The sequence below is a fragment of the Undibacterium sp. YM2 genome, assembly GCF_009937975.1.
Classification (GTDB): domain Bacteria; phylum Pseudomonadota; class Gammaproteobacteria; order Burkholderiales; family Burkholderiaceae_D; genus Undibacterium.
In genome coordinates this window covers 4,258,885-4,274,270 of record NZ_AP018441.1, presented here as the reverse complement: position 1 = coordinate 4,274,270, position 15,386 = coordinate 4,258,885, and the positions used below count along the sequence as shown (strand labels likewise).

General features: G+C 49.7%; 10 protein-coding genes. 7 read left to right on the top strand and 3 right to left on the bottom strand.

Going from position 1 to position 15,386, the window contains the following annotated elements; genetic code table 11:
* The first annotated feature begins 108 nt into the window (after nucleotides 1–108).
* Nucleotides 109–1,896 carry an RICIN domain-containing protein gene (locus UNDYM_RS19225; protein WP_162042479.1) on the top strand — a complete coding sequence of 596 codons (1,788 nt, stop codon included), beginning with the start codon at nucleotides 109–111 and terminating at the stop codon, nucleotides 1,894–1,896.
* A gap of 48 nt (nucleotides 1,897–1,944) precedes the next feature.
* Here the strand turns inward: UNDYM_RS19225 and UNDYM_RS19220 are convergent, their stop codons facing one another.
* Nucleotides 1,945–2,634, bottom strand: coding sequence for a triacylglycerol lipase (locus UNDYM_RS19220; RefSeq protein WP_162042478.1), 690 nt, complete (start codon nucleotides 2,632–2,634; stop codon nucleotides 1,945–1,947).
* Between the two features lie 348 nt (nucleotides 2,635–2,982).
* Between UNDYM_RS19220 and UNDYM_RS19215 the strand changes: the two genes are divergently transcribed.
* The 3 genes from UNDYM_RS19215 (at nucleotide 2,983) to UNDYM_RS19205 (ending at nucleotide 7,658) form a co-directional block, all read left to right on the top strand.
* A complete protein-coding gene (locus UNDYM_RS19215; protein ID WP_162042477.1) occupies nucleotides 2,983–3,909 on the top strand; it encodes a hypothetical protein in 927 nt (308 codons plus the stop codon).
* 177 nt (nucleotides 3,910–4,086) lie between these two features.
* Complete coding sequence (locus UNDYM_RS19210) at nucleotides 4,087–6,576, top strand: DUF4214 domain-containing protein (protein ID WP_162042476.1); 2,490 nt, start codon at nucleotides 4,087–4,089, stop codon at nucleotides 6,574–6,576.
* 227 nt (nucleotides 6,577–6,803) lie between these two features.
* On the top strand, nucleotides 6,804–7,658 hold the full coding sequence (locus UNDYM_RS19205) for a C13 family peptidase (RefSeq protein WP_162042475.1): 855 nt from the start codon (nucleotides 6,804–6,806) through the stop codon (nucleotides 7,656–7,658).
* A 103-nt stretch (nucleotides 7,659–7,761) separates the two neighbouring features.
* On the opposite strand, the gene UNDYM_RS19200 is transcribed toward UNDYM_RS19205, so the two are convergent.
* The gene (locus tag UNDYM_RS19200; protein ID WP_162042474.1) at nucleotides 7,762–8,622 is read right to left on the bottom strand and encodes a rhodanese-like domain-containing protein; all 861 of its coding nucleotides are present in this window, start codon (nucleotides 8,620–8,622) and stop codon (nucleotides 7,762–7,764) included.
* Nucleotides 8,623–8,833: 211 nt separating this feature from the next.
* On the opposite strand from UNDYM_RS19200, the gene UNDYM_RS19195 reads away from it, so the two are divergent.
* The 3 genes from UNDYM_RS19195 to UNDYM_RS19185 all read left to right on the top strand — a co-directional run bounded on the left by UNDYM_RS19195 (nucleotide 8,834) and on the right by UNDYM_RS19185 (nucleotide 13,149).
* Nucleotides 8,834–12,376: a TIM-barrel domain-containing protein gene (locus UNDYM_RS19195; RefSeq protein ID WP_232063548.1), complete on the top strand. Its 3,543-nt coding sequence runs from the start codon at nucleotides 8,834–8,836 to the stop codon at nucleotides 12,374–12,376.
* Between the two features lie 226 nt (nucleotides 12,377–12,602).
* Nucleotides 12,603–12,857: a type II toxin-antitoxin system Phd/YefM family antitoxin gene (locus UNDYM_RS19190; RefSeq protein WP_370529349.1), complete on the top strand. Its 255-nt coding sequence runs from the start codon at nucleotides 12,603–12,605 to the stop codon at nucleotides 12,855–12,857.
* Nucleotides 12,847–13,149, top strand: coding sequence for a type II toxin-antitoxin system RelE/ParE family toxin (locus tag UNDYM_RS19185; protein ID WP_162042473.1), 303 nt, complete (start codon nucleotides 12,847–12,849; stop codon nucleotides 13,147–13,149). The genes UNDYM_RS19190 and UNDYM_RS19185 overlap by 11 nt, the downstream gene beginning before the upstream one ends.
* Nucleotides 13,150–13,225: 76 nt before the next feature.
* Here the strand turns inward: UNDYM_RS19185 and UNDYM_RS19180 are convergent, their stop codons facing one another.
* The gene (locus tag UNDYM_RS19180; RefSeq protein WP_162042472.1) at nucleotides 13,226–15,316 is read right to left on the bottom strand and encodes an ATP-dependent endonuclease; all 2,091 of its coding nucleotides are present in this window, start codon (nucleotides 15,314–15,316) and stop codon (nucleotides 13,226–13,228) included.
* Nucleotides 15,317–15,386 lie beyond the last annotated feature (70 nt).

Below are 15,386 nucleotides of genomic sequence, written 5' to 3'. Positions count from 1 at the left end.
TTATAAAATGCATGTTCTTGAGCTGTCTTTTTATCCCGTCTTTTGATTCCCCCGGTCTGATGTTTGTCGCCATGGTGGCGCATGCCGGTTCTTTTCCTGGAGTTTTGCATGGCCTTCAATTTTGAGAACGACAGACCTTATTTCATCATCCCCAAACATAGCAAGCAGCCACTGGGCGTGCAAAGGCAGGAAAAACAAAAAGGGCTGAAGATAGAGTCGCAAAACGCGATCCAGGGCAGCACTGCCCAGCAAGTGCGTTTCGCCCGCAATGGCAAGGGGCACTTTTATGTGATCATGAGTCATTCCGGTTTGTACTGGGATATCAAGAACGCTTCGCAAGATGCAGACGCAGAGCTGTTGCAATGGGATTGGAGTGATTCAAACGGTAATTCGCCCAACCAGCGTTTCAGGCTGATGTCGAACGGTGAGGGCTATTACTACATCAAGGCTGCTCATAGTGGTCTGACGCTGGAAGTAAAAGATGCCGGGAAAGATGGCGCGCAAGTACAGCAAAATCAATTGAACACCAATATAGCCAACCGCGATTATCAGTTGTTCAGCATTATGCCGGCCAGTACTGGTTATCTGGTGAGAGAGCCAATGGCATTCAAGGTGCATACCGATTTTATACGTGAGGCAACGCTGTCACTGATAGACAAGATGCCCGAAGTTGGTGGTGCTGTGCAGGCCATTGTCGGCTTCTTCTGGCCTGACAATCACGATCAGAATTTTTGGGATCAGATCACCGCCTATGTTGAACAGCGTATGAAGGATTTGCTGAAACAGGCTGAAATCAAAACATTGACCCAGACCCTGGAAGGCATCAAAAAAAATCTCAAGGAATATCTGACTACCACTAACCTGACCAATAAGCGCATCAAGCTGATTGCTGCCATTACAGCGGCTACGCAGGTAGAAGACCACTATCTCGATAATGATGGCGGCCTTGCCGTGCTGCCACTCATGGCATCCTGGGGCACGATGGTGCTGACTATGCGCATGGAAATGGTTAGTCACTATAATAAGGCGAACCTGCTCCTAGCCAGCACTGACCAGGCTGCGCTGAAGGCAGATGGTGATGAACTGCAATTTTTAAACGAAGCCATAGCACGCTTTGGCCTGGCCGCCAGTACCAGCCGCAAAAAGGCGATGGAATGGCGACTGTCATTTATCGTCAGTGATGTAAAAGTCACTTCCAGCAGGCAGGGGCGGCTGGAAGAATACTGGGTCGAAGATCGTTATGAAGGCTGGCGTGTTTCACATACTTTCGCACCTTCATCACGCGTTCACGATCCCTATGCCAAGGCCAAGGCAGATAAAGCCAAGGAAATGCATGTGGCCAGGGTAAAGGCGAAATTCGATGTCGAACTTGACGTTATCCTGGCACAGGTGTACCTGTGGCCTTATTTCAACAGAGAGAAAAAACCTGGGCCGGGCAAAAAGAAAATCGCAGTAACGACTGCTTATGGGTATATGCCTTCTACCAACAGTTTTGCCTCAAAGCTTGATGATCTGGGCGAAGTCGTATTGTGGACGCATACCAATAATCAACCACATGCCTTTCTTTGCGGCCTGCAATTATTACCTGTTAAAGGCGATAGTTTTTCCGTCGGCAAGACAGAAGGGGACAAACAGACACTGAAACTGGCAACAGGTGAATATATCTGTAATGTCCGCCTTCTTGAATGGGATAACATCATTTTGGGACTGATACTCGAAACCAATCTGGGGCGATCTATCCAGGCTGGCAAGATTGGCGATCACATCAATGGCCGCTATTTTGATGCGGGCCTTGATGATATGGTTGCTGCCAGACTCGTCAATATCTCTGGCACTCATAGTACGGATAAATTCAATTCACTGAATTTTCATTGGGAATATGAGCGGGCTGAATAAGCCGATTGCTGCTTATGAGAACTGTAATGATTGAGATGAATGTGGTCATCAATGTGTTGATGACACTACAAGGCATTTATCGCAACTGTGCTTTGCTGCCGAAGTCTCGGTAGCAAAGCATCGTTCCATGGCCCTCAATGCATGCACATTCGATGGAATGAAAGCATGGCTTGCCGGTACAGGTATCGCCTGCGCCTGTGACGATGGAATGGCTTCATCAGCAGCAACCATGCCATCGTGTGGCAAGCTAAAGCCAAAGAAAAAACAGAAAGCGCCAAGCCAGGGCCATGTGCCATAGATGTGGGCGCAGGGAATGTTGAGCATGGGGACTTTGCTCATCCTTTCTTCATCAGCGGCAAATTGGCCGCATTCGCCAGTCAGTATCTGGTAGATTTTCCAGTTATGCAATCTGCGGGCGAGCCGCATGGCGCGTAGTGGTGATGCCAGCAAGACTGCACGCCTGGGCCGCAAGTGCGGCTCCAGTTGCTCGCTCAGGCTCCTGAGAAGCACGCCGCCAAAAGAATAGCCGACAGCATGATATTCACCTTGACTGCCGACCGCAGATAAAAATTCGCTGAGCTTCTTTTGGATTTCATCAAAGGATTGGGACGATACCTTGTAGTCAAAGCATAGTACCTTGTAGCCGCGTCGTTCAAAGTAGCGGACAAATGTGCCGCGCATATAGCGCTTGCCGCCGACTCCATCGATAAAAACAATCTGGCGGGTACTATTGTTCATGCAAACGCTCCGTTAAGACCAGGACAAGTTCTCAGTACCCGTCATACAGTTCTCTGTCTTTATCCCTGGCATTGATGCAGAATAATAAATTTTGTGATTATTGATGATGGCTGTCCCGGAAGTGGTTTTTCCCCTGAGAATTCTTGTAGTATTGTAGCCTGAACCAGACTTTGACAGTGCAACAGGCGGGCGCACATTTTTGTGATCTGCGTTTGCTCAGGTCTATCCGTTTTCCCGGTTGGACAGTTACATTCCCTGAACACTTTGTGCAGGTCATTTTTTGCTAAATTTCACCCGCTGTGCTTATCAACTTTTCTTATCAACTGCTTTCATCAATTCTTTCAGACCATGAAAATTTCCTCAACGCTGTTAATCGCAGTTAGCGTAGTCTTGTCAAATGTTGCTGTGGCAAGTACAACACCGAGCGCAAAGCCTGCCGCGCCAAATGCCAAACAAGCGCAAGCTGGTAAGTTCTCCATCGAGATGCTGGCGAAGGATAAACTCCCAGTCAATTTCAAAGGTGCGAATTTAATTGAGACTATCAATGCACTTGAGAAAATGTCCCTCATTAAGAAAGGGGAGTTTGAAACCACGGCAGATTTCGACAACCGTAAAGCCAAGGCTTATGCAGCTAAACTCCCTGGTGGGCAAAACATTGATGATTATTTCGCTTTTGCCTTCCCGGTTTCTGTTGCAGATTCTCTTCCTGTCGGTTTCAGGTATAAATACGATGCAGACGCTGGTGATGCGCTGTTTTACATGCTCCCCACCAATGCGTCTCTTAATGGTATAGGCTCACCTAACCATGACATTAAAGGTGCAAGAGTCGACAGGCTGGATGCGCTTGATTTTGATCTTAATATTGACAAGACCAGGACATATCGTGCGAGCAATGCCTATGGCGCGACGGTCAATGTTGAAGAGACCTCGACGACAGTATTGGGCCTGGCGTCACCCACTATCCCATTTCTCGACTTTAAGCGTGAGGTAGGTTACTACAGGGACCTGATCCCCGCTGCCCGCGTCAGCATGCCAAGTGCCATTGCAGCAAAAGAGCTGCCTGCGATAAAGGCCCTGGTCGTCGCCAAGATCACCCAGCCTTATCTGATCTATGATTTTTATCACTCAGAGCCAACCAGGGATAATCCCAAAGAGAGCTATCGCCAGAAGAAATACTTAAGCACAACTATCGAAGGTGTGATCTTCTATTCCCCAGCGACAGGTCAGGTCATTGCCCGCCTGCCTGATGGTTTTGGTCTGCCAGCGAAACAGTGATTGGCCTGACGGTTAAATCTTCATGCCAGCACAGGAATGTGCTGGCAAAGCCACTGAGTAAACTTGCTCACGGGCATACTTTTTTACATCTGTTGTTATTCACTGCATTTTGATTACGCCTGCTGAAGTTAGGGGTATATTGCTGTAATTAACTCATGTGCATCAAGGTGAGCGTTCATGCCCAACGTCAATATTACCTATAACGATGTCGCAGGGAAGCTCGCATCCTTGCCCTTGCTGGCGGCCACGATCAATGCGGCGATCAGGTACCTTGATCAGTTTGTCGTGTTCAAGGGCACGATAGACATCCTGGTCAACGCAGATACGACTGCGACCGGACGATTTAGTGGCAGTTACACCGCATCTCTTCTTGGCAAGAAAAATGGCCTGGATGTGTATGAGGCATCGCTGGTGACGGAATCGCGCACTGGCATAGATCCTTCGCCAGACAAGCCAGACCTGATCATCAATATCGACCCGACTTCGTCCTATGCCAGTGGACTGTACTGGGACCCCAATATTGCCAATAGCATCAGCGGCACGGTCGATCCCAGCAAGGTTGATGCGTTTACCGGAATTTTGCACGAGCTCCTGCATGGCATGGGTTTTCTTGGTTACCGTGACGGCGTTGGCAAATTGCCAGGCAATTATGAATCGGTCTGGGATTCTTTCCTGACTGTGAATAGCAATAATACTGCCTCGCTGGGCGGGCCTGCCGTTCTTGCCTTGTTGGGAGAACCGGTGGAGGTGCGGGTTGGCGGCACCCAGAGCATCTATCACCTGGGTACTGGCCCCGCTGTGGCAGACAGCAAGATGCCCTGGCTGGAGGCAAGCAATTTCAACGGCTATTACTATAACTACGGCGAGCGTTACCTGCTGGGCAGGCTGGAGCTTGCCATGTTGCAGGACATGGGGTGGACACTCAAGCCGACCACGATGACCAATGTCGTCAATATCTGGGACAATAAAATTGCACCGTTGTATCTGGTAGGCTGGGATACCGATGAACAGATCATAGGTGACAGCAAGGATGACCGTATCGAAGGCCGCGGTGGTAATGACACCTTGATCGGTGCTACGGGTGACGACAGCCTGTATGGCGGTGCTGGCAATGACTTTTTGTATGGTGATGCTGGTAACGACGTGGCTGTATTTTCTGGCAATGCCAATGAGTACACTGCCACTTACAATGCTGCCAATGACAGTTACACCGTCAGGGACAGTGTCAGTAACCGGGATGGCATAGACACGATCTTTTCTGTAGAAAACCTGAGATTTGCCGATGGCACCAAAACCCCGGCCAGCCTGCTCACTAACACCATCCCCGGAACAGGCAACAGCAACACCATCAACGGCAGCACCGGCAACGACACGCTGACAGGCACGGCAGGCAGTGACAGCATCAATGCCCTGGCCGGTGACGACAGCTTGCGCGGCGGTGCTGGTAATGACACCCTGTACGGTGGCGACGGTACTGACACCGCCTTGTTCACTGGCAGCCTGGCCGACTACACTGTCAGCTATGATGCCGCCAGCGCCAGCTATACCGTGGCCGACAAGGTCAATGGCCGCGACGGTACTGACACACTTTATTCGATAGAGTTGCTGTCGTTTTCTGATGTCCTCAATATCCGCCCCGGCTTGCTGATCGCTACGCCCAGCCTCACCATCAATGGCGGGCCCTATAACGATTATCTGCTTGGTACCACAGGCAATAACACCATCAATGGGCTGGCCGACAATGACACCCTGGTTGGTGGTGCAGGTGACGACAGCCTCTATGGTGGCGACGGTAACGACACCGCCAACTACAGCGGCAATGCGGCTGACTACAGTGTCACTTACAATGCGGGCAACGCCAGCTACACCATCCAGGACAAAACCAGCAACCGTGATGGCACTGACACTTTATATTCGATAGAGATACTGAGCTTTGCCGATGGCAGCCGTTCGCCAATCAGCATGCTGGTCAGCACCGTCACTGGCATCACCATCAATGGCAGCACAGGCAACGAAGCACTGGCAGGAACAGCAGGAAACGACTACCTGTATGGTTTTGCCGGCAATGACACGCTGACCGGCGGCGGGGGCAACGATTTTCTGGCAGGTGGCGATGGCCTGGACACGGCCAGCTTTGCCGGGCTGCGCACAGGCTATAGCATCAGCAAAAGCAAGGATGGTCAGTCATGGGCCATCACTGACCTCGCAGGCAGCGATGGCAACGACCAGCTCATCAGCATAGAGCGCCTGCAATTCAAGGACCAGGCGCTGGCTCTCGACATCAATGGCACGGCTGGCCAGGTCTACAGGCTGTATCAGGCAGCATTTGATCGCAAGCCTGATCTGGTAGGTCTTGGTTACTGGATCAATGACATGGACAAGGGCTCCAGCCTGACCCAGGTGGCGGCCGGTTTTTTCCAGTCACCCGAATTCCAGAAACTGTATGGCAGCAACCCCAGCAATGCTACCCTGGTTGGTAATTTCTACCAGAATGTCTTGCACCGTGCTCCTGACCAGGTGGGCTATGATTACTGGCTCAACCAGCTCAATACCGGCAAAATCAGCGCTGCCGGTGTGCTGGCCAGTTTTTGCGACAGCCCCGAGAACCAGGCACTGGTCGCCAACTCTATACAAAACGGTATCGACTACACGCTCTGGCTTGCTTAATGTTTGCTGAGTGTCTGCTTAGTGTTTGCTCTGTCAATGATGCGGATTCTTGCACCTTATGACCTGGGTATGGGTTAGCTTGCATCAATCGTATCTGCGTATTGATACCACATCAGATTGGCTGCCCGGCCTTATGCAGTACTCAACTTCCGCATTCGTTCATGACACATTTTTTAACAAATGTTATGATAGCCAGCTTTATCGCTTAAAGAAGTGTGCAGAAATACATGAAGAAACTTTCCTCTTCCCTGTGGATGGCTGGCCTGTTGGTGCTTTTGTCTGCTTGTGCGACCAAGCCAGCTATTACTTATCTGAACCCCGGCCAGGACAAGGCGCGTGAGATGAGTGATCAATTGATGGCGCAGCAAAGGCTCAGTAATCAGGAGAAGGCGAAAACCATAGACCATCACCGTGTCTGGTACGCTGGATTTGGTTTGCATTCAGGCTCCAAGGCATTTTGGGGTGATGTGCAACTGGCCAAACAAAGGCTGGAAGAAATCAATCCTGAACTGATCAGCTATAGCTTCAATAATGACCCACATCAGGACAAACTTGACGCTCCCTTTGCCCACCTCGGCAGCCTGGATCAGACGGCCAGGGATATTGCCAGCCAGGCCAGGGAAGGAGATGTGGTGACTATTCTGCTGACCAGTCATGGCTATACCGATCTGGTCGCGGTTGAAATAGGCAATAAGCCCACGGCACCCATTTGGACGCGCTATCTCAAAACGGCACTGGCCCCTCTGGAAAAATTCCCGACGGTACTGATCATTTCTTCCTGCTATTCCGGTTCCCTGATCTCGCAATTGAAAGCACCGAACCGCATTATCGTGACTGCGTCGGCACAAGACAAGGTGTCTTATGGCTGCCAGCCATTGGCAAACAATACGTTTTTTGTTGATGCCCTGTTTGGCAGCAAACTCGATTCAGGTCAAAACCTGATGCAAGTGTTTGAACATACCAAAGAGCTGGTGACAGAGCGTGAGAAAGCAGCGAAATTTGATCCCTCGTCACCACAGATTTTTGTTGGCGAGAAAATGCAGGCTTATGCGCAGCAGCCTTTGAAGTCCTGGTTGCAATAGGGACGATGTATTCCTTGCCCTGCCATCATCACTGCGCAGCTACCGTAAGATAAACAGGGCCGTCATTAGATGGCCCTGGCTTTTTTGTGCTGATGCTTGAGGTCTAGCGCATCACTGTCAATAGCGGTACGGCTTTCACCACTGGCAATTTTGCTGCTTGCCATGCAGCGATGCCGCCGCGATACCAATACAGGTTGGAGTAGCCCATGTCCTTGAGGCGCACCAGGGTATTGACACTCATCCAGCATTCTTCAGAAACACAAAATACCGCGATTGCTGCGTCTTTTTGCGGAAAGTTTTTCTTCATGACCGCACGCAAATCTGCATCCAGGTTTTTATTGAAGGCGGCTTCAGGGTCGTCTGCAAGATTGGCCGCACCGTCAAGCGAGATGGCAAACGGCAGGGTCATGCCGCTATTGTCTATGCCCAGGGCGTCGATCACGCTGATCTGTTTTTTAGCCAGCTTTTCTGCCAGCTCTGGGGTGCTGATGTTCTTTACACCTTCTATGCTGGTGGGCGTGGCATAGTGGAAGCCTTCACTGCCAGGGCGCAAATGCTTTACCGGGGGTAAAAACCAATCGGCATTTTCAAAATCCTGATAACCATTCTGGACCTTGAGATTTTTTATCGCACGCTCAGACTCTGTCAGGAACAGCGCATACTTGTCCTGGAATACCTCGTCATCAAGGTCATACAGTTTGCAATTGGATTTGCTGCGGCGCTGGCAATTCGACAGGGCAGAACGTATCGCCAGCACGTCGTTACTCATGCCATAGCCTGTACCCCAGGCACCATCCGGGGCAACGGCAAAGGCTTTTTTGGTTTTATGTTCCTTGTATTTTTCAAATCCGATTTGGGCGCTCTTGTTCAGTTCAATCTGGCCCGGCCAGATATCCTGGGCATGGGCGGTACCAAAGGCACCAAGGGCGCAAAAAGAAAACGACAGGACAGTGAAAATTTTCATGTTCAGGATAATTAAGTATGGTCACAGTGCTTGATGCCCCCGCATTTCTCCATCCATGCAGGGGAATTCAAATCTGGTCGCCATTTTACATTATTTAACTTTTGCGTGAGTCAGGTTATTGGGCAGAGCACTGCTCTTGTTCGTCACTGCGGCACGCACTGTGTTATAGCGTAATACTTGTTGCTTGATACAGATGCAGGGGGCATGTCCCATGCAGATGCTTATACAAGGCTTGAGCCCTGCCTGCCTCATGTGGGAAAATACTTTAAATATATTAACGGCAGTTTGCCTTGATCCTGCCCTGAATCGCCATTCACTTGACGCCACATTTACCCCTGACGCCACCATGCATCCACCATTGCGCAAGACCCTTATCGCAGGTTTGGTTTCCACCTTTATCTCCAGCCTGCTGGCATCTTCACCGTCCACCAGCCATGCCGCACCCCTGGGCAATATGCGCAACTTGTCTGTCAGTGCGCAACGCCAGATAGAGTTCACGACGGATGAAGGCAGCATCGTCCGCATCAGTTTGCTCAAGCCTGATCTGTTCCGTGTCTGGGCGGGTAGCAAGGGGCAGTTGCTGGAGGCCGGTGACAAGGCTGCGCCTATCGTGCTTAAAAAAGATTATGCGGATTTCCCGGTCAGCGTCACTGCGCCAGACGGCTATCAACTGGTGCAGACATCTGCCATGGCCTTGCGCATCTATCGTTCACCCGTTCGCCTGGCGCTCTACAAGGCCGACAACAAGACCCTGCTGTGGGAAGAAAAACAGCCACTGGAACTCGGTGACAAGGCCAGCTTCCAGATACTCTCCAGCACAGCCGATGAAGCCTTTTTTGGTGGTGGCCAGCAAAACGGCAGCTATGCTTTCAAGGGCAAGCAACTTGAGGTATCTTATTCCGGCGGTTGGGAAGAGGGCGACAGGCCCAGCCCCGCGCCGTTCTACATGAGTAGCAAAGGTTACGGCGTCTTGCGCAATACCTGGAGCAACGGCAGCTATGATTTCCGCTCGAATGAATACCTCTCCACCAGCCATCAGGAAAAACGCTTCGACGCCTATTACTTCGTAGGCGACAGCATCAAGGACGTGCTGGCAAGTTACACTGAGCTCACAGGCCGCGCCAAACTCTTGCCACGCTGGGCCTATGAATATGGCGATGCCGATTGCTACAACGACGGCGACAACAGCAAAAAGCCCGGCACCGTGCCCACAGGCTGGAGTGATGGCCCCACAGGCAAGACGCCAGATGTGGTGGCAATCGTAGCGGCCAAATACCGCGAGCACGACATGCCCGGCGGCTGGATTTTGCCTAACGATGGTTACGGCTGCGGCTATACCAACCTGCCAGATACCGTCGCTGGCTTAAAAAAACATGGCTTCCGCACCGGCCTGTGGACAGAAAACGGCGTCGATAAAATCGCTTGGGAAGTCGGCACCGCAGGCACACGCGCGCAAAAGCTCGACGTCGCCTGGACAGGCAAAGGCTACCAGTTCTCGCTCGATGCCAACATGGCCGCTGCACAAGGCATACTCGATAATTCAAACGCACGCCCCTTCGTCTGGACCGTCATGGGCTGGGCAGGCACACAACGCTATGCCGTCACCTGGACAGGTGACCAGTCCGGCAGTTGGGACTACATACGCTGGCACATCCCCACGCTGATAGGCTCGGGCCTGTCCGGCCAGGCCTATGCCACCGGCGATGTCGATGGCATCTTTGGCGGCAGCCCCGAAACCTTCACGCGTGACCTGCAATGGAAGACATTCACGCCCGTACTCATGGGCATGTCCGGTTGGTCAAAGTCAGAACGCAAACACCCCTGGTGGTTTGACGAACCCTACCGCAGCATCAACCGCGATTACCTCAAACTCAAGATGCGCCTCATGCCCTATATGTACACCTATGCGCATGAAGCAGAACAGAGCGGCGCACCCATCGTGCGTGGCCTGATGTGGGATCACCCGCAAGACCCCAATGCCAATAACGAGAACTACAAATACCAGTTCATGCTCGGCAAAGACTTCCTGGTCGCACCAGTGTATCGCAGCCAGGCCGCCAGCAAAGGCTGGCGCAAAGGCATCTACCTGCCGCAAGGCCAGTGGATAGATTACTGGGATGGCCGCGTCGTGACAGCAGACGCCAAAGGCAAAGTCATCGACCAGCAAGTCACGCTGGACAAACTGCCCGTCATGGTACGCGCCGGTGCGATTTTGCCCATGTACCCGGTCGCCCTGTACGATGGCCAGGTACCCAAAGACGTGCTGACGCTGGACATCTACCCACATGGCAAATCCAGCTTCACCCTGTATGAAGACGATGGTGAAAGCCGCCAGTACCAGAGCGGCAAATCCAGCCTGCAAACCTTCAGTGTAGATGCGCCAGAAAACCGCGCAGGCGACATCAGCATCAGCGTCGGCGCTGTCAATGGCAGCTACCAAGGCATGGAACAGCAGCGCGCCCTGCAACTGCAAGTCCACACCCGGGTACAGCCAGATGCAGTGCACTTTGGTGAGCAAACCCTGCAGACATACAGCAACCGCGCAGATTACAACAAAGCCAGCAACGGCTGGTATTTTGACGCCACAGAAAAATACGGCACTGTCCATATCAAGACTGCCAAGCTGCCCGTCAACCAGGCTTACCAGTTCCGCCTGGCCGTTGCCGCGAACAAGCAACTCGCGACAACAGCAGACTACCCGCCCGCACCAGATCTCGGCAACAGTATCGCCGCAGACAGCCTCATCGTGCTGAGCCGCCCGGCAGAAGAACCCGGCCACCCGCTGGAAAAAGCCTTCGACGGCAAACCCGGCACCTGGTTCCGCACCGTGCGTGACCAGTCACAAAAGACAGGCGCACACGAATTCAGCCTCGCCCTCGGCGAGCGCCGGATGATCAACGGTTTTGAAATCGCCCCGCGCAATGACAAGAACTGGCAATACGGCCAGGTCAAAGACTTTGAAATCTACCTGGCCGACACCAACGGCGAATGGGGCAAACCCATCTACACTGGCCAGCTCAAAAAACAAGAGGGCAAACAAAAAGTAGAATTCGCGGCCAAAGCAGGCCGCCTGTTCCGCTTCCGCGTCCTCAGCACCCACGACCAGAACGACGACGGCGACGCCCAAGACCCCATGGTATTGACCAGCACAGGCGAAGCCAAACCAGTCAAGGCCTACAACGCCTTCAACCCGGTAGTCGTCAGCCCGATCACGATTTCAGAATTCAGCATCCTGGAAAAACCAGCACCTGAGAAAGCCAAGCTGCAAACCTATTTGTCGGATGCTGTTGCTAGTGCCATCGCTGGCAACAAGAACGGCTACGCCAAAGACCAGGCCTATAGCGTTGCGAGCGCCAAATCAGTCAAGCGCGATGTTAGTAAGCAAACCGGTATGCAAAGCAGCATGCAAATGAACGGCCTGCGTTTCCACAAAGGCCTGGGCGTCGCTGGCAACAGCGAAATCAGCTACCAGCTCAAAGGCGACTGGCAAACTTTCCGCGCCGACGTCGGCATAGACGACAGCTGCCGCAACAACGGCGGCCTGCAATTCCAGGTATGGGGCGACGATAAATTATTATTCGACAGCGGCCTCATTACCGCTCCAGCAGTCGTCAAACCTGAGCTGGACATACGGGGCATCAGCAAACTTAAATTGAAGACTACGGGCGTTAAAGCAACGGGTAAGACAGAGGTTTGTGCTAACTGGGCGAATGCTTCGGTGATTGGGTTTGCGGGGGATGGGGTGGGGAGGTAAAACCGAGAACTTTAACTCTTTGCCACATTGTTATTGCCGGGACATTTGTGCTGACTTGCGAATGTTCCAATTTGGATATAATAATGCAGCATATTCAGTGCATTAAAAAGTGTATAATTAAGTGTCATTTGAGTTAAATCCAAACGCACATACAAAGACAATACGTGTTCAGATACCAAAGAAGCTGACATTGTTATTGAACCAACCTACATCAAACCATACGCTTATGACAATGACTAATGCAATCTATGCCAACGCTACCGTAAGCATTACCGAGCTCCGCCGCAATCCTGGTGCTGTGATAGAAGAAGCAGGTATTGAGCCGGTGGCCATTCTTAATCACAACCGTGCGACTGCTTATCTGGTTCCGGCAGATGCCTTTGAAGTCATGATGGAAAAGCTGGAAGATATTGACCTGGCAGAACTGGTCAGAAAACGCCGCCACGGCAAAACCGTGAAAGTGTCTTTGGATGACTTATGAACTTGTATTTAACGAGGCCGCGCTCAAAGAATGGAAAAAGCTTGATCACACCATACAGGCGCAATTTAAAAAACATCTGATCAAACGCCTGCAACATCCTCATGTTCCTTCTGCCCGGCTCAGTGGCGCTGACATGAAAAACGCTTATAAAATTAAACTGCGGGATAGTGGCTACAGATTGGTGTATGAAGTCAACGACAACACTATTACTGTGCTTGTCCTCGCGGTGGGGAAGCGGGATAAAAGTCAGGCTTATGAGGCGGCTAGGCAAAGAATACAGAAAATACTTTGATTATTCACATTTCTAATGATGGCTAATAAATAAATTAGAAATTAATCAAGTCGAGAGTTTAATTGAAATTACGCAGCTAGACTGCCAAAATGGAATCAATAACTGATTTCATACCGGGTGGCTGATATCCCATTGATGCCATTTTTGATATTATTAAATTGCGGAAAATTTCATATTTCATTTCTGTCACATACTGACCTGAAAAACGTCTCAAAATATCTCTTCCTCTATGTTTTTGTTTCCATAAACCGTTACTTAGGTACGCACAGAATTCAGTTTGTAAATTAGCCTCTCTTTCCCGCAATTTATCAATCGTAAATGACGACTGAAACGCGTTGTCGAGACGTGATTTTGATGCACTTAATACCTCGAAAAGGTTATCTGCTATAGAGGATTGTTTGGGATTTGTCTTAGTGTTCACAAGTCCAACAATCTGCTGATTGACTTCCAGTTGAATAACATGCCTTACGAGTGAATGAACACATTCTTTCGCAGCTTGTAGAAGAGATTCGTAGATTTGATCTTCATTGGGTATATTACCTCCTGGACGAATATCTATTAGCACTTTTCTTATGATACTTGGCTCAAGTAAATAATTTTCAATGTGGTATACATTCCACTGCCAAGATGAATTTTCATCATTAACTAAGGTCTCGTCTAAATCAGCGTCTGTTATTGACAGAACTTTTATCGGAATATTTCCATCTCGTGCTGCTTTTTCCATTGCTTCACGAAGACGCTTTACGCCAGTTTTGTTACCACCTGATATCGTGTTAACTTCATTGCTGAACTGTGGGAACAAAGCGCCAATCATTTTTCGATCAAACTCAGAATCTTCTCCTTCTAAAATTACTACCTTCGCTCCCGGTCTATATGATGCAAGATCACCGACTAAGTTAACGATGGCTCGTTCCATTTCGATTTCCATCGTAATCAATCTGACTTGATTGTCATTGGTTCCTTTTGATGGTGACATGTGAAATACAGAAAAATCACCAGCACCGACGGATTCCCGTAACAAAGCATCAGAATGAGTAACAAGCCAAATTTGATTATTTAAAGAGATGCCAAGATTTTTGTGATAAAAGCTAGGAAGCCCCCTTAACAGTCTTGGGTTTAAATGTAGCTCGGGTTCGTCCAATAGAATTACAGAATTTTTAGGAGCTGAATTTCTCAGCCTCAGATAGCCAAAGAGTATTTCTTTTTCACCCGAACTAAGCTCGTTAAGATCATGTTCAGTTCCGGACTGTGTCTTAACAGGGAATTTCAAATAACCCTCTTTAGTTGCAACCGGACCTAAAAATTGTTTGTCTGGAAAAAATTGTTGAAATAGCTCTTTCAACGTATTGGTAAGCGTTTGTTTTTCACTAAACTCTACGCCGGCATTTTTTGCCAATGCTTCTCGTACATAAATGGAGGCCATTTCTCCCTTTACGTTAGAATATTTCGCGCCATAATTATATAAAGCGTGCTGGCTTCGTTGTATTTGTTGATTGGGATCTAAGTTAAGATTTACTCCTTGGACAGATTCTCTTTCATAGTGTCTTTTTGCACCGTTGTACTCGATTACTCCAATGACATTCGGTTTATAAACAGAAAAAATTATCCCTAATGCAGTCGAAGGCAGCACATTTAACTGCTTGAGCTGAGGTAATATCCATATTCGAGCATCTACTTTCTTGGCTCTGGTCTCGCTTATAAATTGTTGCAAAGCAGCTTTTGTGCGTTCCTCAACTTCCCCTTGTCTTGCGCGAATTTGTGTTGCAAGAGGTGCTGTGTCAACAACACTCCAACCTTGGAGCTCAGGAGCAAGTTGCCGCCAAATAGTCTCTTGAATTAAACGCTCTGCATGCTCCTGTAGATATGTGATTTCTTCTTGCTGCAATTCGAATGTCACAGCTATTTCAAATTCTTTTGTTTTGTCTTGCATTAGTCCAGAAAATGCTTCTGGATCTTGAGTAAAATTTATTTGAAATTCACTTAACCATTGATGAACTTCGTTATGCTGATATCCGCCGTAGACTGATTTGAGCAGCCTAATTGCGTCAAGTATGCAAGATTTACCACAACCATTTGGGCCTGCAATAACCACCATGTCTTTTAGATCTTCTAAAATAACATTGTTAATGCCACGAAAATTAGCGATTTTTAATGAGGTTATTTTCATTGAATATGCCTTGCATGTTAGATATAGAATATGTCGCGCAATTCAATAACTATATCGCTTTAGATAGTGC

What these genes read in the sequence shown, in the direction of transcription:
- UNDYM_RS19200 (WP_162042474.1), bottom strand. Translation starts at nt 8,622, where the DNA reads ATGAAAATTTTCACTGTCCTGTCGTTTTCTTTTTGCGCCCTTGGTGCC.
- UNDYM_RS19210 (WP_162042476.1), top strand. Translation starts at nt 4,087, where the DNA reads ATGCCCAACGTCAATATTACCTATAACGATGTCGCAGGGAAGCTCGCA.
- UNDYM_RS19180 (WP_162042472.1), bottom strand. Translation starts at nt 15,316, where the DNA reads ATGAAAATAACCTCATTAAAAATCGCTAATTTTCGTGGCATTAACAAT.
- UNDYM_RS19185 (WP_162042473.1), top strand. Translation starts at nt 12,847, where the DNA reads ATGACTTATGAACTTGTATTTAACGAGGCCGCGCTCAAAGAATGGAAA.
- UNDYM_RS19225 (WP_162042479.1), top strand. Translation starts at nt 109, where the DNA reads ATGGCCTTCAATTTTGAGAACGACAGACCTTATTTCATCATCCCCAAA.
- UNDYM_RS19220 (WP_162042478.1), bottom strand. Translation starts at nt 2,634, where the DNA reads ATGAACAATAGTACCCGCCAGATTGTTTTTATCGATGGAGTCGGCGGC.
- UNDYM_RS19215 (WP_162042477.1), top strand. Translation starts at nt 2,983, where the DNA reads ATGAAAATTTCCTCAACGCTGTTAATCGCAGTTAGCGTAGTCTTGTCA.
- UNDYM_RS19195 (WP_232063548.1), top strand. Translation starts at nt 8,834, where the DNA reads ATGCAGATGCTTATACAAGGCTTGAGCCCTGCCTGCCTCATGTGGGAA.
- UNDYM_RS19190 (WP_370529349.1), top strand. Translation starts at nt 12,603, where the DNA reads ATGACAATGACTAATGCAATCTATGCCAACGCTACCGTAAGCATTACC.
- UNDYM_RS19205 (WP_162042475.1), top strand. Translation starts at nt 6,804, where the DNA reads ATGAAGAAACTTTCCTCTTCCCTGTGGATGGCTGGCCTGTTGGTGCTT.